The sequence below is a fragment of the Streptomyces sp. NPDC002144 genome, assembly GCF_053593695.1.
Genome location: NZ_JBSFDB010000022.1, coordinates 109,146 through 132,569, shown reverse-complemented (window position 1 = coordinate 132,569; position 23,424 = coordinate 109,146). Strand labels below are relative to the sequence as shown.

The 23,424-nt window shown below is 71.9% G+C and carries 25 protein-coding genes; 14 read left to right on the top strand and 11 right to left on the bottom strand.

Annotated features, from left to right (window positions below; all coding sequences use genetic code 11):
- Positions 1 to 4 precede the first annotated feature (4 nt).
- The gene (locus tag ACWCQ1_RS29965) at positions 5 to 487 is read left to right on the top strand and encodes a hypothetical protein (protein ID WP_451027806.1); all 483 of its coding nucleotides are present in this window, start codon (positions 5 to 7) and stop codon (positions 485 to 487) included.
- A gap of 16 nt (positions 488 to 503) precedes the next feature.
- Here ACWCQ1_RS29965 and ACWCQ1_RS29960 read toward each other — a convergent pair whose 3' ends face one another.
- Both ACWCQ1_RS29960 and ACWCQ1_RS29955 read right to left on the bottom strand, forming a co-directional pair.
- Positions 504 to 977 (bottom strand): hypothetical protein, encoded by a 474-nt coding sequence (locus ACWCQ1_RS29960; RefSeq protein ID WP_451027792.1) that lies wholly within the window; start codon positions 975 to 977, stop codon positions 504 to 506.
- Between the two features lie 112 nt (positions 978 to 1,089).
- Positions 1,090 to 1,602 (bottom strand): DinB family protein, encoded by a 513-nt coding sequence (locus tag ACWCQ1_RS29955; RefSeq protein WP_451027791.1) that lies wholly within the window; start codon positions 1,600 to 1,602, stop codon positions 1,090 to 1,092.
- Between the two features lie 154 nt (positions 1,603 to 1,756).
- On the opposite strand from ACWCQ1_RS29955, the gene ACWCQ1_RS29950 reads away from it, so the two are divergent.
- Positions 1,757 to 2,662 carry a Gfo/Idh/MocA family protein gene (locus ACWCQ1_RS29950; protein ID WP_451027790.1) on the top strand — a complete coding sequence of 302 codons (906 nt, stop codon included), beginning with the start codon at positions 1,757 to 1,759 and terminating at the stop codon, positions 2,660 to 2,662.
- Here the strand turns inward: ACWCQ1_RS29950 and lnt are convergent.
- The gene (lnt, locus tag ACWCQ1_RS29945) at positions 2,586 to 4,151 is read right to left on the bottom strand and encodes an apolipoprotein N-acyltransferase (RefSeq protein WP_358604478.1); all 1,566 of its coding nucleotides are present in this window, start codon (positions 4,149 to 4,151) and stop codon (positions 2,586 to 2,588) included. The two genes, ACWCQ1_RS29950 and lnt, sit on opposite strands and share 77 nt — an antisense overlap.
- An 81-nt stretch (positions 4,152 to 4,232) precedes the next feature.
- Positions 4,233 to 4,697 carry a nuclear transport factor 2 family protein gene (locus tag ACWCQ1_RS29940; protein ID WP_358604480.1) on the bottom strand — a complete coding sequence of 155 codons (465 nt, stop codon included), beginning with the start codon at positions 4,695 to 4,697 and terminating at the stop codon, positions 4,233 to 4,235.
- 238 nt (positions 4,698 to 4,935) lie between these two features.
- On the opposite strand from ACWCQ1_RS29940, the gene ACWCQ1_RS29935 reads away from it, so the two are divergent.
- The gene (locus ACWCQ1_RS29935) at positions 4,936 to 5,658 is read left to right on the top strand and encodes a VOC family protein (protein WP_451027789.1); all 723 of its coding nucleotides are present in this window, start codon (positions 4,936 to 4,938) and stop codon (positions 5,656 to 5,658) included.
- 112 nt (positions 5,659 to 5,770) lie between these two features.
- On the top strand, positions 5,771 to 6,511 hold the full coding sequence (locus ACWCQ1_RS29930; protein WP_451027788.1) for an SDR family NAD(P)-dependent oxidoreductase: 741 nt from the start codon (positions 5,771 to 5,773) through the stop codon (positions 6,509 to 6,511).
- A gap of 67 nt (positions 6,512 to 6,578) precedes the next feature.
- On the opposite strand, the gene ACWCQ1_RS29925 is transcribed toward ACWCQ1_RS29930, so the two are convergent.
- Positions 6,579 to 6,758, bottom strand: a complete 180-nt coding sequence (locus tag ACWCQ1_RS29925; RefSeq protein WP_451027787.1) for a hypothetical protein — start codon at positions 6,756 to 6,758, stop codon at positions 6,579 to 6,581.
- A gap of 108 nt (positions 6,759 to 6,866) precedes the next feature.
- Positions 6,867 to 7,742, bottom strand: coding sequence for an undecaprenyl-diphosphate phosphatase (locus ACWCQ1_RS29920; protein WP_451027786.1), 876 nt, complete (start codon positions 7,740 to 7,742; stop codon positions 6,867 to 6,869).
- Positions 7,743 to 7,991: 249 nt separating this feature from the next.
- On the opposite strand from ACWCQ1_RS29920, the gene ACWCQ1_RS29915 reads away from it, so the two are divergent.
- The 4 genes from ACWCQ1_RS29915 (at position 7,992) to ACWCQ1_RS29900 (ending at position 11,139) form a co-directional block, all read left to right on the top strand.
- Positions 7,992 to 9,161, top strand: coding sequence for a Gfo/Idh/MocA family protein (locus tag ACWCQ1_RS29915; protein ID WP_451027785.1), 1,170 nt, complete (start codon positions 7,992 to 7,994; stop codon positions 9,159 to 9,161).
- A complete protein-coding gene (locus ACWCQ1_RS29910) occupies positions 9,158 to 10,084 on the top strand; it encodes a DUF6807 domain-containing protein (protein ID WP_451027784.1) in 927 nt (308 codons plus the stop codon). The genes ACWCQ1_RS29915 and ACWCQ1_RS29910 overlap by 4 nt, the downstream gene beginning before the upstream one ends.
- Positions 10,078 to 10,797: a cupin domain-containing protein gene (locus tag ACWCQ1_RS29905; protein WP_451027783.1), complete on the top strand. Its 720-nt coding sequence runs from the start codon at positions 10,078 to 10,080 to the stop codon at positions 10,795 to 10,797. Before ACWCQ1_RS29910 ends, ACWCQ1_RS29905 begins: the two co-directional genes overlap by 7 nt.
- A gap of 66 nt (positions 10,798 to 10,863) precedes the next feature.
- Complete coding sequence (locus tag ACWCQ1_RS29900) at positions 10,864 to 11,139, top strand: YciI family protein (RefSeq protein WP_358604500.1); 276 nt, start codon at positions 10,864 to 10,866, stop codon at positions 11,137 to 11,139.
- A gap of 37 nt (positions 11,140 to 11,176) precedes the next feature.
- Here ACWCQ1_RS29900 and ACWCQ1_RS29895 read toward each other — a convergent pair whose 3' ends face one another.
- Positions 11,177 to 11,647: a winged helix-turn-helix transcriptional regulator gene (locus ACWCQ1_RS29895; protein WP_133047526.1), complete on the bottom strand. Its 471-nt coding sequence runs from the start codon at positions 11,645 to 11,647 to the stop codon at positions 11,177 to 11,179.
- A gap of 176 nt (positions 11,648 to 11,823) precedes the next feature.
- On the opposite strand from ACWCQ1_RS29895, the gene ACWCQ1_RS29890 reads away from it, so the two are divergent.
- A complete protein-coding gene (locus tag ACWCQ1_RS29890; protein WP_451027782.1) occupies positions 11,824 to 12,993 on the top strand; it encodes a thiolase family protein in 1,170 nt (389 codons plus the stop codon).
- A 3-nt stretch (positions 12,994 to 12,996) separates the two neighbouring features.
- Here ACWCQ1_RS29890 and ACWCQ1_RS29885 read toward each other — a convergent pair whose 3' ends face one another.
- On the bottom strand, positions 12,997 to 13,818 hold the full coding sequence (locus ACWCQ1_RS29885) for a TVP38/TMEM64 family protein (protein WP_358604506.1): 822 nt from the start codon (positions 13,816 to 13,818) through the stop codon (positions 12,997 to 12,999).
- A gap of 49 nt (positions 13,819 to 13,867) precedes the next feature.
- Between ACWCQ1_RS29885 and ACWCQ1_RS29880 the strand changes: the two genes are divergently transcribed.
- The 3 genes from ACWCQ1_RS29880 to ACWCQ1_RS29870 all read left to right on the top strand — a co-directional run bounded on the left by ACWCQ1_RS29880 (position 13,868) and on the right by ACWCQ1_RS29870 (position 16,966).
- Entirely contained in the window at positions 13,868 to 14,590 is a 723-nt protein-coding gene (locus ACWCQ1_RS29880; RefSeq protein WP_451027781.1) for a DNA alkylation repair protein, read from the top strand.
- A gap of 269 nt (positions 14,591 to 14,859) precedes the next feature.
- Positions 14,860 to 16,029, top strand: a complete 1,170-nt coding sequence (gene tuf / locus ACWCQ1_RS29875) for an elongation factor Tu (protein WP_133047530.1) — start codon at positions 14,860 to 14,862, stop codon at positions 16,027 to 16,029.
- Positions 16,030 to 16,120: 91 nt separating this feature from the next.
- Entirely contained in the window at positions 16,121 to 16,966 is an 846-nt protein-coding gene (locus ACWCQ1_RS29870) for a spermidine synthase (protein ID WP_451027780.1), read from the top strand.
- Between the two features lie 118 nt (positions 16,967 to 17,084).
- Here the strand turns inward: ACWCQ1_RS29870 and ACWCQ1_RS29865 are convergent, their stop codons facing one another.
- Both ACWCQ1_RS29865 and ACWCQ1_RS29860 read right to left on the bottom strand, forming a co-directional pair.
- Complete coding sequence (locus ACWCQ1_RS29865; RefSeq protein WP_451027779.1) at positions 17,085 to 18,383, bottom strand: MFS transporter; 1,299 nt, start codon at positions 18,381 to 18,383, stop codon at positions 17,085 to 17,087.
- 89 nt (positions 18,384 to 18,472) lie between these two features.
- A complete protein-coding gene (locus ACWCQ1_RS29860; protein ID WP_451027778.1) occupies positions 18,473 to 19,537 on the bottom strand; it encodes a hypothetical protein in 1,065 nt (354 codons plus the stop codon).
- 129 nt (positions 19,538 to 19,666) lie between these two features.
- Between ACWCQ1_RS29860 and ACWCQ1_RS29855 the strand changes: the two genes are divergently transcribed.
- Entirely contained in the window at positions 19,667 to 20,119 is a 453-nt protein-coding gene (locus ACWCQ1_RS29855) for a DUF4442 domain-containing protein (protein WP_207929937.1), read from the top strand.
- A 57-nt stretch (positions 20,120 to 20,176) separates the two neighbouring features.
- Here the strand turns inward: ACWCQ1_RS29855 and galU are convergent, their stop codons facing one another.
- On the bottom strand, positions 20,177 to 21,133 hold the full coding sequence (galU, locus tag ACWCQ1_RS29850) for a UTP--glucose-1-phosphate uridylyltransferase GalU (protein ID WP_133047534.1): 957 nt from the start codon (positions 21,131 to 21,133) through the stop codon (positions 20,177 to 20,179).
- 375 nt (positions 21,134 to 21,508) lie between these two features.
- Between galU and ACWCQ1_RS29845 the strand changes: the two genes are divergently transcribed.
- Complete coding sequence (locus tag ACWCQ1_RS29845; protein ID WP_451027777.1) at positions 21,509 to 23,302, top strand: ricin-type beta-trefoil lectin domain protein; 1,794 nt, start codon at positions 21,509 to 21,511, stop codon at positions 23,300 to 23,302.
- Positions 23,303 to 23,424: the final 122 nt, after the last annotated feature.

Genomic DNA, 23,424 nt, shown 5'->3' with positions numbered 1-23,424 from the left:
CGTGATGTCACGGATCGGGCAGGTCGTGATCCTGCAGCACGCGGGCGACCGCGAGGAGGCCCGGGACCGCTTCCTCGCCCTGTGGGCGGAGATCGGCGAGGACGGCGACCCGCTGCACCGCTGCACCCTGGCCCACTACCTGGCCGACGCCCAGGACGACCCGGCCGACGAACTGGCCTGGGACCTGCGGGCGTTGACGGCGGCGGAGGAGCTGACGGGTGAGCGGCCCGCCGAGCACGAGAGCGCGCTCGCGGTCCGCGCCCTCTATCCCTCGCTGCACCTCAACCTGGCGGCCGACTACGTCAAGCTCGGCCGGGGCGGCGCCGCCCGCACCCACCTCCACCGGGCGCGCACGGCCGCCGCGACCCTCGCCCATGACAGTTACGGCGACGGGGTACGGGCGGCCATCACCCGGCTGGAGCTGCGCCTCGGCGAGGACGGCTCCGGCGAGACGGGCTGGTGGGGGCCGCCCCGGCAGCGGCCCTGAGCGCACCGTGCCGGGCTCACCGCCCGTACGCCTGCCGGCAGATCACCGACTCAGGGCTGTCCGCCCGCCAGCCCCCGTACCGCTTGCCCAGGGCGCACACGTCGGCCTGGCTCTTGGGGACCGACCCGGTCACGTCGGGGATCTCGATGCCGGGCTGCTGCCCGTGCCGCGGCCTGGGATGCGTGGGCCGCGGGTGCGAGCGGGGTGCGGCCGGCCGGTCGACCGGGGCGGGCCCGCGCGCCGGGTTCCGGTGCCGCTGAGGTGTCCTCGGCTCCGCGCTCCGGGACGGGCCGATCATCTCCAGGGCCTCCCGGGCCGGCGCCTGCACGATCTGTGGCTCCCCCTCACCGTCCGGGCGCGGGGCCGGCCGCTGGGAGGGGGTCGGCGCCGACGGGACGGGCAGGGGCGGGCGCTGGACGGTCACACAGCCGGACAGGGCCATGACGGCCACGGTGACCAGGAGCGTTGCGGTGGTCGTCGTTCGATGCACCCGCGCAACAATGGCGTCCGCGACGGCCCGGCGGGCAGCGGATGAGCGCAGGATGCCCCGCACGGGTGATCTCCCGCCCCTTATGGCGGGCTCGGGGGCGTCCGGGCTGACGTCAGTCCCCGGTGGCGCCGTCGACGCGCTCGCGGATCAGGTCGGCGTGGCCGTTGTGCCGGGCGTACTCCTCGATCATGTGGGTGTAGATCCAGCGCAGGTTGAACTGCTCACCGGTGCGCCTGCTGCGGCCCTTGGACAGGTCGTCCAGGCCGAAGCGGGCCGCGTTCCCACGGGCGGCCTCGATCTCGGCCTGCCAGGTGGCGTGCGCCTCCGCCCAGGTGTCCGCCTCGGTGAGATGGAACTCCCCGTCCGGGTCCTCGTCGCTGTAGTAGATCGGCCCGGCGTCCTCGCCCACGAGGACCGAGCGGAACCAGCCGCGCTCCACCTCCGCCATGTGCCGCACCAGCCCCATCAGGGACAGCTCGGACGGCTCCACCGCGGCCGTCCGGAGCTGGGCGTCGGTCAGTCCCTCGCACTTCCAGGCCAGGGTCTGCCGGTGGTAGTCCAGCCAGCCCTCCAGCATGCTGCGCTCGTCGGCGGCGGTCGCGGGTTCACGGCGTTCGGTCGTCATGGCCGCATCCTTTCCCAACGCCCGTGGACCCACCACCGAATTCCTCTACGGCTCCCGGCGCGCTCGGCCGGCATCGAGGCCGCCTCACCGGCCCTGGGGCGGCGCCGTGGCCGCCGTATGCTTCCGGCAGGACCACGGCTAAGGAGAGCGCCCCGTGAAGGTCGGCTGCATCGGACTCGGTGACATCGCGCAGAAGGCCTATCTCCCGGTGCTCGCCTCGCTGGCCGGGGTCGAGCTGCATCTGCAGACCCGGACGCCCGCGACGCTCGACCGGGTCGGCGACAGCCTGCACCTTCCGCGGGACCACCGGCACGCGACCCTGGACGCGCTGCTCGCCCAGGACCTCGACGCCGCCTTCGTGCACGCGCCGACCGTGGCGCACCCGGAGATCGTCGCGCGGCTGCTGGAGGCGGGCGTACCGACGTACGTCGACAAGCCGCTCGCCTATCAACTCGCCGACTCCGAGCGGCTGGTGGCGCTCGCCGAGGAGCGCGACGTCAGCCTGGCCGTCGGGTTCAACCGGCGGTTCGCGCCCGGGTACGTCCAGTGCGCCGACCATCCGCGCGAGCTGATCCTCATGCAGAAGAACCGCATCGGGCTGCCGGAGGAGCCGCGCTCGATGATCCTCGACGACTTCATCCACGTCGTCGACACCCTGCGCTTCCTGGTGCCCGGTCCGGTCGACGACGTGACCGTCCGGGCCCGCGTCGAGGACGGTCTGCTCCACCACGTCGTGCTGCAGCTGTCCGGCGACGGCTTCACCGCGCTCGGCGTGATGAACCGGCTCAGCGGTTCCGCCGAGGAGATCCTGGAGGTGTCCGGGCAGGACACCAAGCGTCAGGTGCTCAACCTCGCCGAGGTCGTCGACCACAAGGGCCAGCCCACCGTGCGCCGGCGCGGCGACTGGGTGCCGGTCGCCCGGCAGCGCGGCATCGAACAGGCCGCGCTGGCCTTCCTGGACGCGGTGCGCGCGGGCAAGGTGCTCAGCGCCCGGGACGCGCTGGCGACTCATGAACTGTGCGAGCGGGTGGTACGTGCGGTTGTGGAGCGGGCCGCCTGAGCCGTACGGCCCGCAGGCCCTCGGCCGCGCACCACAGCGCGAGGACGACGAGGGAGCCGTGCACCGGCCAGTCGCCGTAGCGGACGTACGGGGTGACACCGTGCGCCAGCGGGATGTCGTACACCATGGCCTCGCTGTCGCTGGTCCCCGCCCACGAGCCGATCCGCTCCCCGCTCGGCCCGTACACCGCCGAGACGCCCGTCAGGGTCGCGTGCACCATCGGGCGGCCGGTCTCCGCGGCCCGCAGGGCGGCCAGTGAGGCGTGCTGCTCGGGGGCCCAACTGTGCTGGAAGGACGATGTCGAGGACTGCGCCACCAGGACGTCGGCGCCGTCCTCTGCGAGATGACGGCTCATGTCGGGGAACGCCGACTCGAAGCAGACCATCGGGCCGACGCGCAGACCGTGGCCGACGTTCATCACGACCTGCTCGGTGCCCCGCCTGCGGTCCTCGCCCGCCGCCTTGCCCACGGAGGTCGCCCAGCCGAGGAACCTGCGGGCCGGTATGTACTCGCCGAACGGTACGAGCCGCATCTTGTCGTAGCGGTCACCGGTCAGGCCGTTCGGGCCGACGAGCACCGAACTCTTGTAGATGCCGGGCTTGTCGGAGCGGCGCGCGTCGACGTTGACGAGGATGTCCGCCCCGGTCGCGCGGGACAGCGCCGCGATCCGCCGCGCCAGGTCGGGCCGGTCGCCCAGGTCGTAGCCGACGCTGCTCTCGCCCCAGACGATCAGGTCGAGGTGCCGTCCGACGAGTTGCCGGGTCAACTGCTCCTCGCGGGCGAAGCGCTGGTCGGCGCCCTCGACGACACCGGCCTGCACGACGGCCATCCGCACCCGGCCGTCGGTGTCGGGGCGCGGTGACCACACCCAGGCCGCGGAGGTCGCGGCGGCCGTCGCGACGATCCCCGCGACCGCCGGCACCCGGGACTCGCGCACCGACACCAGAACGGCGAGGGAGACGTTGACGGCCACCACGAGGAAGCTCAGCAGCCACACCCCGCCGACGGAGGCCAGCCGCAACGCCGGCTCCACCTGCCACTGACTGGAACCGAGCATGCCCCACGGCCCGCCGAGACCCTGCCAGGACCGCACCAGCTCCACCATCAGCCAGCCCGACGGCAGCACGACCAGCGCGGCCAGACCGCGCCCCGGCCCGGGCACTCCGCTCAGAAATCGCCGCACAAGCCAGCCCCACGGCGCCCACAGCGCGCCCAGGAGGGCGCCGATGACGAAGATGAACACGTTCAGGCTGGGAAAGAGCCAGTGGTGCACCGCCACCATATAGCCGAACCCGCCGGCCCAGCCGTCGTACGCGGCCCGCTTTCCCGTCGGTGCGGAGCGGATCAGCACGATCCAGGGGACGAGAGCGACGTACGCGAACCACCACCAAGAGGGCGCGGGGAACGCGAACACGGGCAGGGCGCCGGCCAGCGCGGCGAGGGAGGAGCGCCGCCAGGGGGAGGCGAGCCATTCACCGAAGTTCCTCATGGAAGGCCTCCCTACCCACTGGTGGCTCCAGTGTGCGTGCTTTCGGTGATCCGGAACAGATGATCCGGACCACAGGCCTGATCAGCCGGTGGTCCGCTCGGGCATACGCCGCCACTTCTCCTGTACGACGACCTCGCGCAACCGCCAGCCGTCGGACGTCCTCAGCAGACCGAACGCGTAGCGCCCGCCGCACACGAAGTCGGGAGCGGCCCCCTCGGCGTCGAACCGCATGGGGTTGACGTAGTCGGCCCGCACCCGCGCGGTGTCCCCGGCGTCCTGGTCCAACGTCCCGAACCGCACCCGTCGGTTGACGATCAGATGCTGGCGCATCGGAAACAGCCGCATGCTCTCGGCGAGCCACGCGGCGACCTTCCCCGCCTCGCCCTCGACACCGCCGGCCGAGCGGTAGTCGGCGCGTCCGTCGGGCGTGAACAGCGCCCGGTACGCCTCCCAGTCACCGTCGTCCACGGCCGCCGCGTAGTCGGTGACCACCTCGTCGACGGCCAGTCGGTCCATCACGGTCGCGAGCTCCACGCGCTGCGTCATCGGTTCAGTGTTGGGCATCGGGAATGCCGGGCCAAGGGGCGCGAGGTGACAATCGGGCGTCGAACCGCCATCGTCACGCGCCTGATTGGCCGGTCAGAGGGGCGGCGGAGGGCGTCGGGGACGGGGCTCCGCGGGGGAAATACGGATGCGGGTGCCACACGGCCGTCCCTAGGCTGGCCCGACGGTGGAGACGAGGCGGCGTTCTTCCGGCCGCCGGCGGAGGGGAGACGTGCGGGGTATGACGAGTCGACTGTTCGCGATCTGCTTCAACGCCGCCCGGCCGTCGGATCTGGCGCGGTTCTGGTCCGGCGTCCTGGACTGGGAGTTGGCCGACGGCCCGGACGACGGCGCCGAGGTCCTGCCCCGTGACGGCGCCGGGTTCCGCATCCGTTTCCTGCCGAGCCGGGAGCCCAGGTCCGGCCGGAACCGGGCGCACTTCGACCTGACGAGCGTCTCGCCGGAGGGGCAGCGGCAGACGGTGGCCAGAGCGCTGGAACTCGGCGCGTACCACATCGACGTCGGCCAGGGCCCGGAGGACGAGCATGTGGTGCTCGCCGATCCCGAGGGCAACGAGTTCTGTGTGATCGAGGCGGGCAACAGGTTCCTCGCCGACACCGGTGTCATCGGAGCGCTGGCCTGCGACGGTACGCAGGAGGTCGGCTACTTCTGGAGCGAGGCGCTGCGGTGGCCGCTGGTATGGGACCAGGACCAGGAGACGGCGGTCCAGTCGCCGACCGGCGGTACGAAGATCACCTGGGGTGGTCCTCCGGTGGCGCCGAAGACGGGCCCGAACCGGCTGTATCTCGAACTGGCCCTCCCCGCGGACGCCGACTGGGAGACGGAGCGCGACCGCCTGGTCTCGCTCGGCGCGAAGCACACCGACACCGGCGTGGGCGACGACGGCCGGGTGCTGATGCTCGACCCCGACGGCAACGAGTTCTCCGTGCGGAGGTCCCTCTAGAAGGCATCCCTGGCCCTGACCGTGCCGGGCGACCGGACCTCCGGGGACGCCCCATGGAGCTTCGAACACACTAGGCTGATCGATGATCGATCACTTCGGCCGAGGAGCTGTCATGGCACGTCCCGTCACGGTGGTCACCGGAGGCAGTAGGGGAATCGGCGCCGCGACCTGCTTGCGGCTCGCGGCGGACGGCCACGACGTGGTGATCGGGTACGTCCGCGATGCCGACGCGGCCGGGGAGGTGGCCGTGGGCGTGCGCGAGGCCGGCGGACGTGCCGTCACGGTGCGGGTCGACGTGTCCGTCGAGGCGGACGTCGAGCGCCTCTTCGAGACGGCGGAAGGCGAACTCGGGCCGGTGACAGGGCTGGTGAACAACGCCGGTGTGACCGGGCTGCTGGGCCGGCTCGCCGACACGGACGCGGCGACGCTGCGACGGGTCGTCGACGTCAACCTCCTCGGCACGCTGCTGTGTTCACGCAGGGCCGCACAGCTGATGACGGCCCGGGGGAGCGGCGCCATCGTGAACGTGTCCTCGGGCGCCGCCACGCTCGGCAGCCCCGGCGAGTACGTGCACTACGCGGCGGCCAAGGCAGGCGTGGACGCGCTGACCCTGGGGCTGGCGAAGGAACTCGGGCCGGACGGCATCCGCGTCAACGCCGTCGCTCCCGGCGCGATCGACACCGAGATGCACGCGGCGATGGGCGATCCCGACCGGGCGCGGCGCATGGCGGCGACGATTCCGCTGCGGCGGCCGGGACGGGCCGAGGAGATCGCCGCGGCCATCGCGTGGTTGCTGTCACCGGAGGCGTCGTACACGACGGGTGCCGTGTTGCGCGTGGCGGGCGGACGCTGACGAGACCGGCCCGGTACGCGGCAGGAGCGGCGTGCCACACCTCGCACCCGGCTCTCGCGCCGCGGGCCTACGCGGCCTCGATGACGTCGGCCCGGATGGCCTCGGCCCACTCGACCACCAGCAGCTCGTACTCCACGCGCTCCTGAGCCGACAGGGAACCGCCCGCACGCAGCCAGAGCGCCCGGATCTGCTCGTTCACCTCGGCGGCAGACCGCACGGAACCAGGGGCAATGGATTCGCGGGACATGCGGACAAGCCTAGGGGCAAGCACTGACAGTGCGCTACCGGACGGCTACACATCCCGTATGTGATGGGTCACGGTTCCATGATCGCGACGCCTTTACTGACTGGGCGGTCAGTCAGCCGACTCCGCGGCGTGCGGGCTGAGCACACCCATGGTCACCAGGGCGATGATGACTATCCCGAGGGCGACCCGGTACCAGACGAACGGCATGAAGCTCTTGGTGGAGATGAACTTCATGAACCAGGCGATCACGGCGTATCCGGAGGCGAACGCGATCACCGTCGCGAACAGCGTCGGCCCCCACGACACATGGTCGCTCTCCATCGCATCCTTGACCTCGAACAGTCCGGAGGCCAGGACCGCGGGGATCGCGAGGAGGAAGGAGTAGCGCGCCGCGGCCTCGCGCTTGTACCCCATGAACAGGCCGCCGCTGATCGTCGCTCCGGAGCGGGAGACGCCGGGGACGAGGGCCATGGACTGGCAGATGCCGTAGATCAGCCCGTCCTTCACACCCAGGTTCTCCAGCGTCTTGCGCTGCTTGGGCGCCCGGTGCCTGCCCCCGGTCTCGTCGCGAGCCGCCAGCCGGTCCGCGACGCCTATGACCACGCCGATGGCGATCAGCATGGTCGCGGTGATCCGCAGGTCCCGGAACGGCCCCTCGATCTGGTCCTTGAACAACAGGCCGAGCACGCCGATCGGGATCGAGCCGACGATCACCAGCCAGCCCATCTGCGCGTCGTGGTCCCCCCGCCACTTCTTGCTGACCAGTGAGCGCGCCCACGCGGAGACGATCCGGCCGATGTCCTGGCGGAAGTAGATCAGCACGGCCGCCTCGGTGCCGATCTGGGTGATCGCCGTGAAGGCCGCGCCGGGGTCCTTCCAGCCGGAGAAGGCCGCGGTCAGCCGCAGATGCGCGCTGGAGGAGACGGGCAGGAACTCGGTCAGCCCCTGGACGAGCCCGAGGATGAGGGATTCAAACCAAGACATGAAGGTACGGCGTCCAAGTGCTCGTCGTGGCAGGCGCGACGGAACGTCACGCCGCAGGGCGTGGTGATCACGGGTGTGCGGGGAAGCCTATCGGGGCGACCCGCCGCGCTCTGCGACGGGTGCCCCGCCCCCGGTCGCGGGTGGTTGACCCGGTGCGGGGGCGGAGCTTACGTTTCCGGAGAGGAGAAAGCGCTTGCTGCGAGGTCTCCCGGTAAGGCCGCCGTCCCCGGAGGAGTGCTGATCGCGTCCATGCCCACGCCCGACACCCATCCCCGCTCGGCGCCCTTCGCCGGCCGCCGCATCCGGGCCGCCCTCGTCGGCATCGGCGCCATCGGACGGGGCTCCCACCTGCCCGCCCTGGCCAGGCTCGCCGAGGAGGGCGAGACGGAGCTGGTGGCGGCGGTTGACATCGATGCCACGGCCGTCGAGGAGTTCAGCCGGGCGAACGGGATCCCGCACGCCTTCACCGACCTGGAGCGGATGCTGCGCGAGCAGCGCCCCGACCTGGTGAGCATCTGCACCCCGCCGACCCTGCACCGCGACCAGAGCATCGCCGCACTGCGCGCCGGAGCGTGGGTGTGGTGCGAGAAGCCGCCGGTGCCGACGCTCGCCGACTACGACGCCGTGGAGGCCGAGGAGGGCGAGCACGGCGGCCCGTACGCCTCGATCGTCTTCCAGCACCGCTTCGGTTCCGGCACCCGGCACGTACGGCGGCTGCTCGCCGGGGGAGCGGTGGGCCGGCCGCTGGTCGCGCACTGCCAGACGACCTGGTACCGGGACACCGCCTACTATGCCGTGCCCTGGCGCGGCCGCTGGGAGACCGAGGGCGGAGGCCCGGCGATGGGCCACGGCATCCACCAGATGGACCTCCTGCTGGACCTGCTCGGGCCGTGGAGCGAGGTGCGCGCGATGGCCGGGCGCCTGGTGCACGACGTGGAGACCGAGGACGTCTCCACCGCCCTGGTCCGCTTCGAGAGCGGCGCCATGGCGACGGTCGTCAACAGCGTGCTGAGCCCCGACGAGGTCAGCCGGATCCGCGTCGACTGCGAGCGCGCCACCGTCGAGCTGACCCACCTCTACGGGCACTCCAACGCGGACTGGCGCATCACCCCGGCTCCGGGTGTGCCCGGCGAGGAGGCCGCCGGCTGGCAGGACTTCGGCGCGGACGTGCCCAGTTCGCACCTGGAGCAGCTGCGGGAGCTCGTCGCGAGCATGCGGGCAGGCGAGCGGCCGCGCAGCAGTGGCGCCGACGGGCGGACGAGCCTGGAGCTGATCGCCGCGCTGTACAAGTCGGCGTTCACCGACACGACCGTGAGGGCCGGCGAGATCGGCCCCGGTGACCCGTTCCACTCGGCGATGCACGGCGGCGTGCCCCGCTGGGCTCCCGTCGCCGCCGTCTCCCAGGAGGTGTCCGCATGAGCGCCCTGCGCCTCGTCCACGCCCACGGCGACCGCATCACGGTCAGCGAACCGGCCACCGGTGTCGAGCTGTTGAGCTACGTCTACGCCCCGGAAGCCGCGTGGGAGGCCCCGAAGCCGTACCTCCACCCGATCCGCACCCTCGCCGGTGACGTCGTCACCGACTACCGGCCCAACGACCACCGATGGCACAAGGGCCTGCAGCTGACCGCCTCGCACCTGTCGGGCGCCAATCTGTGGGGCGGCAACTCCTACGTCCACGGCGAGGGTTATCTCGAACTCCCCGAACGTGTCGGCTCGATGGCGCACGTGGCCTTCGACGAGGTGGCCGTCCACGACGACCGGGTGGTCATCGCCGAACGGCTCACCTGGCACCCGCACGGCGGCGAGCTGTGGGCCGACGAGGAGCGCCGTGTCGAGATCCACGACGTCGACCGGGAGTCCGGTTCCTGGGCGCTGACCTGGTCCAGCGCCATCACCAACCGCCGTGAGGAGCCGCTGCGGTTCGGCAGCCCGACCACCGCGGGACGCGAACTCGCGGGCTACACCGGCCTGTTCTGGCGCGGCCCGCGCGCCTTCCGGGACGGGCGGATCATCGGCCCGGACCGCGAGGGACCCGGTCTGATGGGGGAGCAGGCGCCCTGGCTCGCGTACTCCGGTGAGCACGACGGCACCGACGGCCACGCGACCCTCGTCTTCGCGCACGCCCCCGAGAACGACCACCTCGGCAGCGGAGGCGCCCACCCGGCCCACTGGTTCGTCCGCAACGACCCGTTCGCCGCCGTGGCCCCCTCCTGGGCCTTCTACGACGAACTCGAACTCGCCCCCGGCGACACGCTCTCCCGCCGCTACCGCGTCGTCGTGGCGGACGGGGCCTGGGAGCGGGAGGAGATCGCCAAGTACCTGGAGGCGCACCCGTGGTGAACGCCGGCGGATTCACCGGACTGCCCGGAGGGGTGGCGGTGTCGCACCTGTCCGTCTACGACTGGCCGGCCGACGACGGGGTCTGCGGCGGAACTCCCCATATGCATCTGACCTGTTCGGAGGCGTACGTCGTCACCGGCGGCCGGGGCGCGGTGCAGACGCTCACGACGTCCGGGTACGAGGTCACGCCCCTCGAGCCCGGCACGGTCGCCTGGTTCACACCGGGCACCATCCACCGCCTGGTCAACGAGGACGAGTTGCGCATCACGGTCCTGATGCAGAACAGCGGCCTGCCGGAGGCGGGGGACGCGGTCCTCACCCTGCCCCCGAAGTACCTGGCCGACCCGGAGACGTACGCCGCGGTGACGCGCATCCCGGCTCACGCTCCGGAGGAGGAACGCGAACGGATCGCCCGGACCCGCCGCGACCTGGCCCTGGAGGGCTACCGCAGGCTGCGCGAGGCGACCGGCCCGGAGTCCCTGGCCGCCTTCCACCGAGCCGCCGCGGCCCTGGTCCGCCCCCGGCTGTCCGAGTGGCGAGAACGCTGGCGGGCCGGCGCACAGGCGGCAGCGGCGGCCACGGGCGAGCAACTGGCCCGACTGGAGAAGGGCGACGTCAGCCACCTCACCGAGGCCGTCGTCCGGGCCGAACTGCCCTCGGAGTACGGCACATTCGGGATGTGCGGTCGACTGAACGTCTACCCGGGGCCGTGACCGGGCGCCCCGATCACCCGGCGGGTAGCCTGGAGGCGTCGGCTGGGTCCAGCGTCGGGAGGCCCGATGAAGTACGTCGTGTTCTACGAGTCGGCCGACGACCTGGCCGCGAAGGCTCCCGCCCACTTCGCCGCGCACGCGGCCCGCTACCAGGAGTTCGTCGAGCGCGGTGAGCTGCTGATGATCGGCCCCTTCGCCAACCCCCAGGAAGAGGGCTCGATGGCCGTCTTCACCACGCGCGCGGCGGCCGAGGACTTCGTCGCAGGCGATCCCTTCGTCCTGCACGGCGTGGTCAGGTCCTGGTTCATCCGGGAGTGGAACGAGGCCCTCGTCCCGTCCTGACCTCTGCCGGGGCTCCCGGTCCTAGGCCGCCGTCGGGCTAGGCCGCCGTCGGGCCCGAGACCGTCCAGCCCTCGGCCTGGGGGTGTGCGGTCAGGTCCTCGTGGTGGACCGGGGTGCCGCAGGACTGGCAGGTGACGACGGGGATCAGTTCGTTGCCGCAGGTGTGCTCGACCACCATCGGGAGGTCGGTGCCGTTGCGGAGGTGGCGGTCGCCCCACTCCTTCAAGGTCATCAGGACCGGCTCCAGCTCCAGGCCCGCCTGCGTCGGCCGGTACTCGAAGCGCTGCGGGCGTTCGCTGTAGGCGCGCCTGGTCAGGACCCCGGCGTCCACCAGGCGGCGCAGGCGGGTGGCGAGGACGTCGCGCGGGGCGCCGATGTTGCGTACCAGTTGGTCGAAACGGCCGTTGCCCAGGCACACCTCCCGCAGGACGAGCAGGGAGTACTTCTCGCCGACGATCGCGAGCGCGTCGGCGATCGAGCAGGGGCGCGGGTCCTTGGGTGCTGCCATGGAGCCCAGTCTAGGGGAGGGTTTGATTTTCCAACTCACGGAGCTATGGTGAGTTTGGATTTCCTACTCACTGGTAGGGCTCGCTAGTAGGGCTCACTGGTCAGGACTCAATGGTCAGTCACTGGTCAGGACTCACTGGTAGGCCCATCCGCCGACCCCGCCGTGGAGGCCGCATCATGCGTGACGCAGTCATCGTCGAAGCCGTACGCACCCCGATCGGCAAGGGCAAGCCGGGCGGCGCCCTCGCGCACGTGCCCCCCGTCGAACTCCTCGCCCACACCCTGCGCACGCTCGTCGACCGCGCCGGCGTCGACCCGGCGCTGATCGACGACGTCATCGGCGGCACCGTCGACCAGGTCGGCGAACAGGCCATGAACACCACCCGCTACGCCGTCCTGTCGGCGGGCTTCCCGGACACGGTCCCGGCGACCACCGTGGACCGCCAGTGCGGCTCCTCCCAGCAGGCCGTCCACTTCGCCGCCCAGGGCGTCATCTCAGGCGCCTACGACCTCGTCGTGGCCTGCGGGGTGGAGTCCATGAGCCGCGTGCCGATGTGGTCGAACGTGCCCGCGGGCAAGGACCCCTTCGGTCCCGGTGTCGCGGAGCGCTACCCGGAGGGACTCGTCCCGCAGGGCATCAGCGCCGAACTGATCGCCGCCAAGTGGTCGATCGGCCGCGAGCAGATGGACGCCTTCGCCGTCGCCTCCCACCGCAAGGCCGCCGACGCCTGGAACAACGGCCTCTTCGACGCCGAGGTCGCCCCCTTGGAGGGCGTCACGCGCGACGAGTGCGTGCGCCCCGGCAGCACGACCGAGATCCTCGCCGGCCTGAAGCCGGCCTACTACGACCCCGGTTTCGCCGAGCGCTTCCCGCAGATCGAGTGGAACGTCACCGCGGGCAACGCCAGCCCCGTCAACGACGGCGCCTCCGCCGTCCTCATCACGTCCAGCGAGACCGCGGCCCGCCTCGGCCTGCGCCCGCTCGCCCGTCTGCACAGCTTCGCCGTCACCGGCTCCGACCCCCTGCTGATGCTCACCGGTGTGATCCCGGCGACCGAGAAGGTCCTGCGCAGGGCTGAACTCACCCTCGACGACATCGACCTGTTCGAGGTCAACGAGGCGTTCTCCAGCGTCGTCCTGGCCTGGCAGCAGGAGACCGGGGCCGATCTCGCCAAGGTCAACGTGCATGGCGGCGCCATCGCCCTCGGCCACCCGCTCGGTGCGAGCGGCACCCGTCTGACGACCACCCTGGTGCACGCCATGCGCGCGCGTGGCGCCCGTTACGCCCTGCAGACCATGTGCGAGGCGGGCGGACTGGCCAACGCGATGATCCTGGAAGGCCTGTAGGAGTCAGGCCCCGCGCAGATGGTGCCGCTTGCGCCAGGCCACCACCGCCCCCGCCACCGTCGGCAGGGCGATGGCGGCCAGCGCGATCAGGAAGAGCGGCGAGGTCGGGGCCGAGGCACGGGCTCCGGCGACGACATAGGCGGCCGTGTTCGGGATCGAGCCCAGCGCGGTCGCCACCAGGAAGGGCGTCCAGCGCATGCGCGAGACGGACGCGCAGTAGTTGACGCCCCAGAAGGGAAGCCCGGGGAACAGCCGCGCCGCGAGCATCGAGCGCATCCCGTGTCGGCTCAACTGGCCGTCCGCCGCCTTCAGCAACCGCCCGCGCAGCAGCGGCCGCAGGGCGTCCTGGCCCAGCACCCGGCCCAGCCCGAAGGCGATCCCGGCACCCAGCACGGTGCCCGCCATCGACGTGGCCAGCCCGAGCGCGGAGCCGAACAGCGCCCCGGCGGCCAGATTGAGCAGCGGGCGCGGTACGAACGCCACCGTGCACAGCCCGTACGCCACGGCGAACACGAGGGCCGCCGTCATGCCTCCCAACTGCGGTGGCCAGCCGTCCGCGAGCAGCTTCTGCGGCTCGAACAGCAGCACGCTCGCCCCGGCCGCGGTCAGCAGCGCGACCAGCAGCGACAGCCGCGCCCAGGGCGACAGCAGCACTCTGCCGAGGCGTGCGAGCGGTGGGACGGGCGCGGCGACGGCGGCTACGGGCACCGGAACGGCGAGTTCCGCGCCGGCGGCGACCACGGGCGCGGGAACACTGAGCTCCGTGGCGGCGGCCCGGGGAGAGGCCGTGGCGGTGCCCCCAGAGCGGGTGTGGGCATCGAGCATCCGGCGACACTAACCGACGGATGTGTGTGATCGCCGTATGGTTCGTCTTATGAGCGTCACAGATGCGGTCGCCACGGGTGTGCCGTTCAGCACACTCGCCGACACCGTGCTGGAGCGGCTCACCGCGACCTACGCGCCCGCCGCCGATCCGGAACGGGCGGCGCCCATGCGCGCGTACATGAAGGACGTGGCCCCCTTCCTCGGCCTCACCACGCACGTGCGCCGCGCCCTGTCCCGCACCGTCGTCGCCGGCCTGCCCCGCCCCGACGAGGGCGACTGCACCGCGATCGCCCTGCGCTGCTGGCAGTTGCCCGAACGCGAGTACCATTACTTCGCCGTCGACTATCTGCGCCGCCACGCGCGCGTGTGCTCCTCGGGCTTCCTCCCGGTGGCCCGGCACCTGATCGCCACCACCTCCTGGTGGGACACCGTCGACCTGCTCGCCGCGCACGTCGTGGGCGCCCTGGTCGCCGCCGATCCCGCGCTCAAGGCGGACATGGACGCCTGGATCGTCGACGACGACCTGTGGATCGCCCGCACCGCCCTGCTCCACCAGCTCCGCTACAAGGAACGCACCGACACCGAACGCCTCTTCACCTACTGCCTGCGCCAGTCCGGCCACTCCGACTTCTTCGTCCGCAAGGCGATCGGCTGGTGCCTGCGCGAGTACGCCAAGACCGACCCGGAGGCGGTACGGGCCTTCCTGGCACGCGAGCGTGGGCGGTTCGCGCCGCTGTCGGTGCGGGAGGCGCTGAAGAACATCGGGGCCTGAACGCCCTTCCTGCGCGGGCGCCCTGAAAAACCATTCGACGCCGGACAGGGCGTGGGCGATGATCGATCACATGTTCCGGCACGCCTTCCTCCTCGCAGCATCCGCAGTCGCGGATGCGCCGAAGGCTGCCGTCCTGATCCTCCTGGCCGCAGTCGACGGCGCCCGAAGCTGACCCTCTCCGGATCGTCCGGCGGACCCCGCAAGGGGAGGGTCGGCCACTCCCTGGGGTCCCGCGTTTCTTCACCGCTGAGAGGCTTCGAGGTACAGCCATGCCCAAGACGGCATACGTGCGCACCAAACCGCATCTGAACATCGGGACCATGGGCCACGTCGACCATGGCAAGACCACCCTGACCGCCGCCATCACCAAGGTGCTGGCCGAGCGCGGCACCGGCACCTTCGTGCCGTTCGACCGCATCGACCGGGCCCCGGAGGAGATCGACCGCGGCATCACCATCAACATCGCGCACGTGGAGTACGAGACCGACACCCGGCACTACGCGCACGTGGACATGCCGGGCCACGCCGACTACGTCAAGAACATGGTCACCGGGGCCGCGCAGCTCGACGGGGCGATCCTCGTCGTCTCCGCGGTCGACGGGATCATGCCGCAGACCGCCGAACACGTCCTGCTGGCCCGGCAGGTGGGCGTCGACCACATCGTCGTCGCCCTCAACAAGGCCGACGCGGGGGACGAGGAGCTCATCGACCTCGTCGAACTGGAGGTCCGGGAACTGCTCACCGCGCAGGGGTACGGCGGCGACGCGGTGCCCGTCGTACGGGTCTCCGGGCTGAAGGCCCTGGAGGGCGACCCGCGCTGGACGGCGTCCGTCGAGGCGCTGCTCGATGCCGTGGACACGTACGTGCCCATGCCCGAGCGGTATCTGGACGCGCCGTTCCTGCTGCCGGTGGAGAACGTGCTCACCATCACCGGCCGCGGCACGGTGGTGACGGGCGCGGTCGAGCGGGGCGTCGTCCGGGTCGGCGACCGGGTCGACGTGCTCGGCGCCGGTGTCGAGACCGTCGTCACCGGCCTGGAGACCTTCGGCAAGCCGATGGAGGAGGCGCAGGCCGGGGACAACGTGGCGCTGCTGCTGCGGGGCGTGCCCCGGGACGCGGTCCGCCGGGGGCATGTCGTGGCGGCGCCGGGCAGTGTGGTGCCGGGACGGCGGTTCTCGGCGCGGGTGTACGTGCTGTCCGCGCGCGAGGGCGGTCGTACGACGCCTGTGTCCACGGGGTACCGGCCGCAGTTCTACATCCGTACGGCGGATGTGGTGGGCGATGTCGACCTCGGTGAGGTCGCCGTCGCGCGGCCCGGTGACACGGTCACCATGACGGTCGAGCTCGGGCGCGACGTGCCCTTGGAGGCCGGGCTCGGGTTCGCCATCCGTGAGGGTGGGCGGACCGTGGGGGCCGGGACCGTGACCACGGTGGAGTGAGGTCGAGGGGCGTGGGGGACTGCGGCGCGGCTGTGGCCGGCGCACGGCCCCCGCGCCCCTTCGCGGCGTCGTCGGGCCCCACAATGAGGAGGTGACCGAACCCATCCCCGTCAGCAGGACCACCGACTTCGGCGTCGTCAAGCTCATGCCCGACGTCGATCGGGAGCGGGCCTGGCTGCTGACCGTCGACGGGGCGCCGCAGTCGTACGTGGACCTGGACGAGCCGGAACATCTGGAGTTCGAGTACGCGAGGCGGCTGGGGCATGTCCTGGACCTCGTCGCGGAACCGGGGCGTCCGCTGGACGCGCTGCACCTCGGTGGCGGCGCGCTCACGCTGCCCCGGTACCTCGCCGCCACCCGCCCCGGTTCGCGGCAGGACGTCGTCGAGGCGGACCGGGGGCTGCTGGAGCTGGTCGTGGAGCATCTGCCGCTCCCGGCGGGCGCGTCCATCGCCCTGCACGGTGCCGACGCCCGCGCCTGGCTGGAAGCGGCCCCGGCGGACTCGGCGGACGTCATCGTCGCCGACGTCTTCGGCGGCTCCCGCGTCCCGGCCCACCTCACCTCTATCATCTACGCCCGCGCGGCGGATCGGGTGCTGCGCGGCACCGGCGTCTACCTGGCCAACCTCGCCGATGCCGCGCCCTTCGACTTCCTGCGCTCCCAACTCGCCACGTTCGACGCGGTCTTCGAGCACCTCGTGCTGATCGCCGAACCGGCCGTCCTGCGCGGCCGCCGCTTCGGCAACGCGGTCCTCGCCGCCGCGCACCACTCCCTGGACACCGCCACCCTGACCCGCCGCACCGCCTCCGACGCCTTCCCCGCCCGCGTCGAACACGGGCCGCCCCTGCGGGACTTCATCGCCGGGGCACGCCCCGTACAGGACGAGGAGGCCGTACCCTCACCCGAGCCCCCCGCCGGAGCGTTCGGCATCGGCTGAGGTGTCCGGGGTTTCGGCGCTGCTTCGGGGCGTCTTCTTGGCTGGGTTGTAACTCGGGCCGGGTCTGGGCGAGTTCTGCGCCCGGGCGCGTCCCGGCCGGGACGAGGACGGCGCGCCGTCAGCCGAGCCCCCCGACGGGGCGTTCGGTGTCGGCTGGGGTGTCCGGGGTTTCCGGGAGGAGTGGCCGGGCGGTGCGGCGTAGGTTTCGTACGTCCGGTACCGCCAGGACCGCGGCCGTGACGAGCACGATCAGCGCCGAGCAGCCCCACAGCGCGGCCCCGCGCCCGAGCGCGGCCTCGGCCGGGCCGGCCAGGGCCGCGGCCAGGGGCATCAGCGCGATGGACCCGAACCAGTCGTAGGCGGAGACCCGGGAGAGCTTCTCCTCGGGTATCTCCTGGTGCAGCGCGGTCATCCAGCTCACCCCGAACACCTCCACCAGCGAGCCCGACAGGAACATCACCGCGCACAGCACTCCCACCGGCGTGGGTATCGCGAGGGCCGCCGACGGCAGGGCCATCGGGAAGACGCACAGGGTGCCGGCCAGCAGCAGTCGGCGCGGCTTCCAGCGGGTCATCAGCAGGGCGCCGGCGACCGTGCCCGCCCCGAAGAAGCCGAGGGCCAGGCCCCACGGGCCCGCCCCGCCGAGGTCGTCGCGGGCGACGAGCGGGCCGTAGACCGAGTCGGCGGCGCCGAGCACCGCGTTGGCGATCGAGAACTGCACGACGATGCCCCACAGCCACGGCCGCCCGCTGAACTCCCGCCAGCCCTCCCGCACATCGGCGATCATCCCGCCGCCCGGCGCGCGCGGCGGGATGTGGCTGACGTCGAGGAAGGACCGCAGCGACCCGGCGACGGCGAAGGCCGCCGCGTCCGCCGCGAGCACCCAGCCCGGCCCGACCGCGGCGACCATCGCACCCCCGAGTGCCGCCCCGCCCAGCCCCGCCCCCTGCATCGCCATCCGGAACAGCGCGAACGCGCGGCTGGCCTGCTCGCCCGTCACCGACGACATCAGCATGCCCTCGGCGGCCGGGCTGAAGAAGGCCTGGCCGGTTCCGCCGAGGGCGCTGAGCAGCATCATCTGCCACAGCCGGGGGTGACCGGCCAGGACGAGCGCCGCGAACACGGCCTGGGACAGGCAGTTGAGGGTGTTGGCCGTGACCATCACGCGGTGCCGGGGCAGCCGGTCCGCCACCGCGCCGCCGATCAGCAGGAACACCACCAGGGGCAGCGTGCGCGCGGCCGCCACCAGACCCACGTCACCGCCGTCACCGCCGGCCTCGAGCACGGCGAACGCGGAGGCGATCAGCGCGCCGTTGCTGCCGAGGCTGGTGACGACCGCCGCGGCGGTCAGCAGACGGTAGTTGCGGCCGGCCCCGGCGGGTCTGCGAGGGCTGTCGGAGGCGTCGGCGGAGGTCACCGGCCGACTATCGCCGCCGTGACCCCCGCTTGCCAAACCGTTTCCGCGCCATACCGGAGGCCTCGTCGGCCACGGTCGGAGGCGTCGGGTCAGCCCCCGGTCGGCGGCTCCTCGGCCAGCCGCACCGTGCTCATGATCTTCATGACAGTCGCGTCCGGGACCTCTCCCTTGACGCCCGTCGCGCCGTAGAGACTCCAGGCGACGAAGTCCCCGGCGGAGTTCTTGAATCCGAAGGTGATGGCCTTGCCGTCACTGCCGCACTTGGACTTGCCGATCTGCGGGCTGTTCTTGGACCGGGCCCAGGCATAGCTGCCCTCGATGCCGGAGGCCGTGGTGAACTTCTTGGCCGTCTTGTCGTAGGTGATGCTCTTCTTGTCCGGCTGCGTGTAGCCGCCGTAGACCCACCAGGGCACCTGGTTCACGGCGACCTGGTCGGTGCTCTTGGCGCCGTCCGCTCCCTTGGTGCCCACGGCGGCGAGCGCCGTGTCCTCCGTCCTGCCGTCGTTGTCGTCGTCGGAGGTGCACCACTTGGACTTGTAGTACGCCGGCGCGGACATGGTGATCAGCGGCTTGGCGCTCGTGTCCTTCTTGTCCTCGAAGCCGATCAGCATGGTCGGCGAGTCGACCTCCCAGTCGGCCGGTACGTCGAAGACGGTGCCCCACTTGGGATTCACCACGACCTTCCAGCCCGCGACGGTCGCCTTCTCGGAGGTGCCGCCGCGCGGGTCGTCGTCGGAGGCGGACTGGCTGGGCTCGGTGGACGTGGTGGGCGACTGGCTCGCCTTCCTGTCGCCGCCCGATCCGCCGTCCGCCTTGTCGTCGTTGCCGCCGCCCAGGACCAGTGCGCCGGTGACGCCCGCGGCCACGACCACGGCCGCTGCGGCCACGATCGCGACCAGCTTCGTCCTGTTGCCGCCGCCCCCGCCGCCGCTGGGCGGCTGTGGTGCGCCCACCGGTCCCGGCGCGCCCCACTGCGGCTGCTGGGCATAGGGGTTGGGCTGCTGGTATCCGGGCTGCTGGTACGGATTCGGCTGTTGGTACCCCGGCTGCTGGTACGGGTTGTGCTGCTCCTGCGGAACCGGCGGGACGGGTCCCTGGGGAGTCCGTCCCTGCGGGTTCTGCTCGCCCCCTGGCGGCTGCTGTCCTGGCCACATGGGCAGCAACCCTAGTGCCGCCCGGGACACGATTCGGTCACTGTGGCTCGTCAACGCCGTAGCAAAGGGCGGAGCGGCGCTCGTCACACCACTCTGGCCAGCCGGGCTACCCGTGGGTAACATCCGGTCATGAGCGCAGATCAGATGTCCGTCGGTGAGCTGCTGGCCGCGACGGTGCCCATGGCCCGGACCCTGAACCTCGAGTTCCTCGAGACCACGCCCGAGAAGGCGGTGGTGACCCTGCCGGACCAGGGCGAGTACCACAACCACGTGGGCGGGCCGCACGCCGGCGCGATGTTCACGCTCGGCGAGACCGCGAGCGGGGCGATCGTGCTGGCCGCCTTCGGGGACCAGCTCGCGCGGGCCGTGCCGCTGGCCGTGAGCGCGGAGATCGGGTACCGGAAGCTGGCGATGGGGGCGGTCACCGCGACCGCGACCCTCGGCCGCCCGGCCACCGACGTCGTGGCCGAACTGGACGCGGGACAGCGCCCGGAGTTCCCGGTGTCGATCGAGATCCGGCGCTCGGACGGTGCCGTCACCGGCGAGATGACCGTCGTGTGGACCCTGCGTCCCAACGGCTGAGCGCCGTCGCGGGACCCGGCCCGGGGAGTACGTCGTCCCCGGGCTCTTGTCGTGACGTCAGGCCGCGATCCGGCGGCGGCGCCCGGTGGCGGTGCCGGCCTCCAGGTCCACGACGAACTCCTTGAGCCAGGCGACGAATTCGGGGCCGAGGTCGTCCCGGTCGCAGGCCAGCCGGACGACCGTGCGCAGATAGTCGGCCTTGTCGCCGGTGTCGTAGCGCAGTCCGTCGAAGACCACCCCGTGCACCGTGCCGCCCGCGGCCAACTCCTGCAGAGCGTCGGTCAGTTGGATCTCGCCGCCGCGGCCGGGGCCGGTGCGTTCGAGGGTGTCGAAGACGGCCGGGTCGAGGACATAGCGGCCGATGACCGCGTAAGTGCTGGGCGCGTCCTGGCTGGACGGCTTCTCCACCAGGCCGGTGACCCGGACGACGTCGTCCTCGCCGGTCGCCTCCACGGCCGCGCAGCCGTAGAGATGGATCTGCTCTGGCGGCACCTCCATCAGGGCCACGACGCTGCCCGCGTAGTGGTCGCGCACGTCCAGCATCCGGCTCAGCAGCGTCTCGCGCGGGTCGATGAGGTCGTCGCCGAGCAGGACGGCGAACGGCTGGTCGCCGACATGGCGGCGGGCGCACAGCACGGCGTGCCCGAGGCCGAGCGGCTCGCCCTGCCGGATGTGGTGGATGTTGGCCAGCCTGGCCGGGTCGCGCACGGCGTCCAGCCGTACGGCGTCTCCCTTTGCTGCCAGGGCCTGCTCCAGCTCGAAGGCGTTGTCGAAGTGGTCCTCGATGGCCCGCTTGTGCCGCCCGGTGACCATCAGGACGTCGTCGAGCCCGGCCGCGGCGGCCTCCTCGACGACGTACTGGATGGCCGGCTTGTCGACGACGGGCAGCATCTCCTTCGGAGTGGCCTTGGTGGCGGGAAGGAAACGGGTGCCGAGTCCGGCGGCCGGCACGACGGCCTTGCGGACGCTGCGGACACTGGGGGCGGGGGTGCTTGAGGAGTGGGGGGCGATCATGCGGCTCATGCTGGCCGACGGGGATGAGAGTCCGCCGAGAGATACGTCGGAGTCCGCTGTGTGTCCGGTCCGACGGGGGCCAGGATTTGAAGGTTTCGTGCGTCAATGACCCCCAGGTGTACACAACTCGGCGGGCAGGTGAACGGTCATTTCGTATGCGGGTGCGGATACCGCCGGTAACTTATCTGAAGTTGCCCATCTTTGAACTTTGGTCATCCGAACTTCTTGTTTCCTGTACATCAATTGTGCGAAAGTGAGCGCCGCTCATAGCGGTGAGTAACTGACGTCGCATAGGTATGCACCAATCAGGCACCTGCTTTCCGACGGACGTGCGCATTCCGCCTGCCGTCCTGCGGCTTGGAAGGAATTGGTTCAGTGCAATCCCCCTACCCCCCACGACCGCCGTTCCCGCCGCGCCCCGGCTCCGGTCCGGAGGAGTCCGACCGCAACCTCGTCGCGCGACTGGGCCAGGGTGTCGACGGTACGCGCGCGGGTGCGTTGCTGCTGGCCAGACACTGGCAGGCGACATATGACTACGCAGCCATATGTCTGGTCTCGGCGGACGGCCCGGCGTCCATGGTCGCCGCCGCCGCGTTCCACCGGGTGCTCGGCCGGCCCGCTCCCGGCGCACTGCGGCCGCAACTGCTCGGAGCCGTCCGGGACACGGTCAAGGAGTGGGCCGCGGACGAACGGATTTCTCTTCTGCTGCCGGAACTCCGCAAACCGACCGGAGGGCGCGGGCTGCGCGCCGCACGCTCCGTGACGCCCGAAAGGCGACAGCTCGCCGAACGGGCATTCCGTGCCCTTCCCGGAGCCTCGCAATGCCTGTTGTGGCACACCGAGGTGGAGGCGGAATCGATAACCATACCAGCCGGTCTGTTGGGTGTGGACGCGCCCACCGCCACGGCAGCGCTGGAGCAGGCGCGCGAGCAATTCCGCACCGGCTGCGTACGCGCCCACCGGGAACTGGCACCCGGCAGGGAATGCCGCTTCTACAACCGCCTCCTCGACGTCCCCATCCGTCGGGGCGGCGCCCTGCTCCCGGACGTCCAGCAGCATCTGACGGAGTGCCGCTACTGCCGCCACGCCGCTGAGCAGCTCAGCCACTTCGAGAGCGGGCTCGAGGTGCTTCTCGCCGAGACCGTCCTCGGCTGGGGCGCCCAGCGCTACCTCGACTCCCGCCCCGGCCGCGGCGGGGACCGCACGGCCCGGCCCGGCCGTCCGAACAGCGGCGGCCGGCACCGGCCCGTCACGCCCCGCAGGCGCACCAAAGCCGTGGTCGTCGGGGTCGGCCTGACCGCCCTCGCCCTGCTCCTCACCGTTCTGGTCACCAAGGGCTGGTCCGACGACAGCGGTGTCCCGAACGTGCGGGCCACCTGGAGCGCGGTGAGCAGCAGGTCCCTCGATCCGGCCCGGTCCGCCGGCGACACCTCGTCCGCCGGATCACCCTCGCCCGCCTCCGCCGGACGGTCCGTCGAGGTCGGCCGCGGCCGGCTCCGCAACACCGACCGGGACCTGTGCCTCGACACCGAGGGCGGCCGGACCGAGGCAGGGGTGGCGGAGGTGCTGGCGGCCTGTTCCTCCGCCGAGTCCCAGCAGTGGTCGTACCAGGACGACGGTCTGCTGCGCAGCGACGCCGACCCGACCCTGTGCCTGGACGCCGACAAGCGCTCGCTGGTCCTCGCCGGTTGCGTCGTGCACGCGGGGGAGGTGCGCTACGACCTCACGGTGCGCGGGGAGTTGCTGCTGCGCGGCGGCGACGGGCTGCTCGTCGCGGCCGGACGGGGCACCCGCCTGGAGGTCGCCGAGCGGAACGGCGCAGCCGGGCAGCGCTGGGAGCTGGAGACCGGCGGCGAGGTGCGCACCCCGGACGACCCGGGGAAGCGGCCCTCGGAGGAGCAGCCCGTGCCCGGCGCGACCCCGGCTGTGCCGCCCCCCGGCCGCGCACCGCGACCGGCGCCGCAGGACGAGCAGTACCGGCCGAAGTTCGCCCAGGTCCACAGCGAGCCCCGGCCGGCCGAGCCGCCCGCTCCGCTTGCCCCTCCGCTGGACCAGGTCCGCACGCTGACCACCGACACCCTGAACACGGTCACGACCACCCTCGGGTCGGTCCTGAACCGAACGGGCCCTGCCGTCCAGAACCGAACAGGCCCTGTCGGCCTCGGCTGAAGGAGCCTCTGGGACCGTCCCCTCGGGGGTGGCCCCGTCCTCGTTCCTGGTACGCGTTCGGCTCTTGTGCGCATTCGACGCGTTTCCTGTTCGAGTCATTGACACGAGTCACCGCCGGACAT

Bases quoted from the DNA above. Each gene is read 5' to 3' on its own strand.
- ACWCQ1_RS29965 (WP_451027806.1), top strand. From the start codon at position 5: ATGTCACGGATCGGGCAGGTCGTGATCCTGCAGCACGCGGGCGACCGC.
- ACWCQ1_RS29955 (WP_451027791.1), bottom strand. From the start codon at position 1,602: ATGACGACCGAACGCCGTGAACCCGCGACCGCCGCCGACGAGCGCAGC.
- lnt (WP_358604478.1), bottom strand. From the start codon at position 4,151: ATGAGGAACTTCGGTGAATGGCTCGCCTCCCCCTGGCGGCGCTCCTCC.
- ACWCQ1_RS29940 (WP_358604480.1), bottom strand. From the start codon at position 4,697: ATGACGCAGCGCGTGGAGCTCGCGACCGTGATGGACCGACTGGCCGTC.
- ACWCQ1_RS29935 (WP_451027789.1), top strand. From the start codon at position 4,936: ATGACGAGTCGACTGTTCGCGATCTGCTTCAACGCCGCCCGGCCGTCG.
- ACWCQ1_RS29930 (WP_451027788.1), top strand. From the start codon at position 5,771: ATGGCACGTCCCGTCACGGTGGTCACCGGAGGCAGTAGGGGAATCGGC.
- ACWCQ1_RS29925 (WP_451027787.1), bottom strand. From the start codon at position 6,758: ATGTCCCGCGAATCCATTGCCCCTGGTTCCGTGCGGTCTGCCGCCGAG.
- ACWCQ1_RS29920 (WP_451027786.1), bottom strand. From the start codon at position 7,742: ATGTCTTGGTTTGAATCCCTCATCCTCGGGCTCGTCCAGGGGCTGACC.
- ACWCQ1_RS29915 (WP_451027785.1), top strand. From the start codon at position 7,992: ATGCCCACGCCCGACACCCATCCCCGCTCGGCGCCCTTCGCCGGCCGC.
- ACWCQ1_RS29910 (WP_451027784.1), top strand. From the start codon at position 9,158: ATGAGCGCCCTGCGCCTCGTCCACGCCCACGGCGACCGCATCACGGTC.
- ACWCQ1_RS29900 (WP_358604500.1), top strand. From the start codon at position 10,864: ATGAAGTACGTCGTGTTCTACGAGTCGGCCGACGACCTGGCCGCGAAG.
- ACWCQ1_RS29895 (WP_133047526.1), bottom strand. From the start codon at position 11,647: ATGGCAGCACCCAAGGACCCGCGCCCCTGCTCGATCGCCGACGCGCTC.
- ACWCQ1_RS29890 (WP_451027782.1), top strand. From the start codon at position 11,824: ATGCGTGACGCAGTCATCGTCGAAGCCGTACGCACCCCGATCGGCAAG.
- ACWCQ1_RS29885 (WP_358604506.1), bottom strand. From the start codon at position 13,818: ATGCTCGATGCCCACACCCGCTCTGGGGGCACCGCCACGGCCTCTCCC.
- ACWCQ1_RS29880 (WP_451027781.1), top strand. From the start codon at position 13,868: ATGAGCGTCACAGATGCGGTCGCCACGGGTGTGCCGTTCAGCACACTC.
- tuf (WP_133047530.1), top strand. From the start codon at position 14,860: ATGCCCAAGACGGCATACGTGCGCACCAAACCGCATCTGAACATCGGG.
- ACWCQ1_RS29860 (WP_451027778.1), bottom strand. From the start codon at position 19,537: ATGTGGCCAGGACAGCAGCCGCCAGGGGGCGAGCAGAACCCGCAGGGA.
- ACWCQ1_RS29855 (WP_207929937.1), top strand. From the start codon at position 19,667: ATGAGCGCAGATCAGATGTCCGTCGGTGAGCTGCTGGCCGCGACGGTG.
- galU (WP_133047534.1), bottom strand. From the start codon at position 21,133: ATGATCGCCCCCCACTCCTCAAGCACCCCCGCCCCCAGTGTCCGCAGC.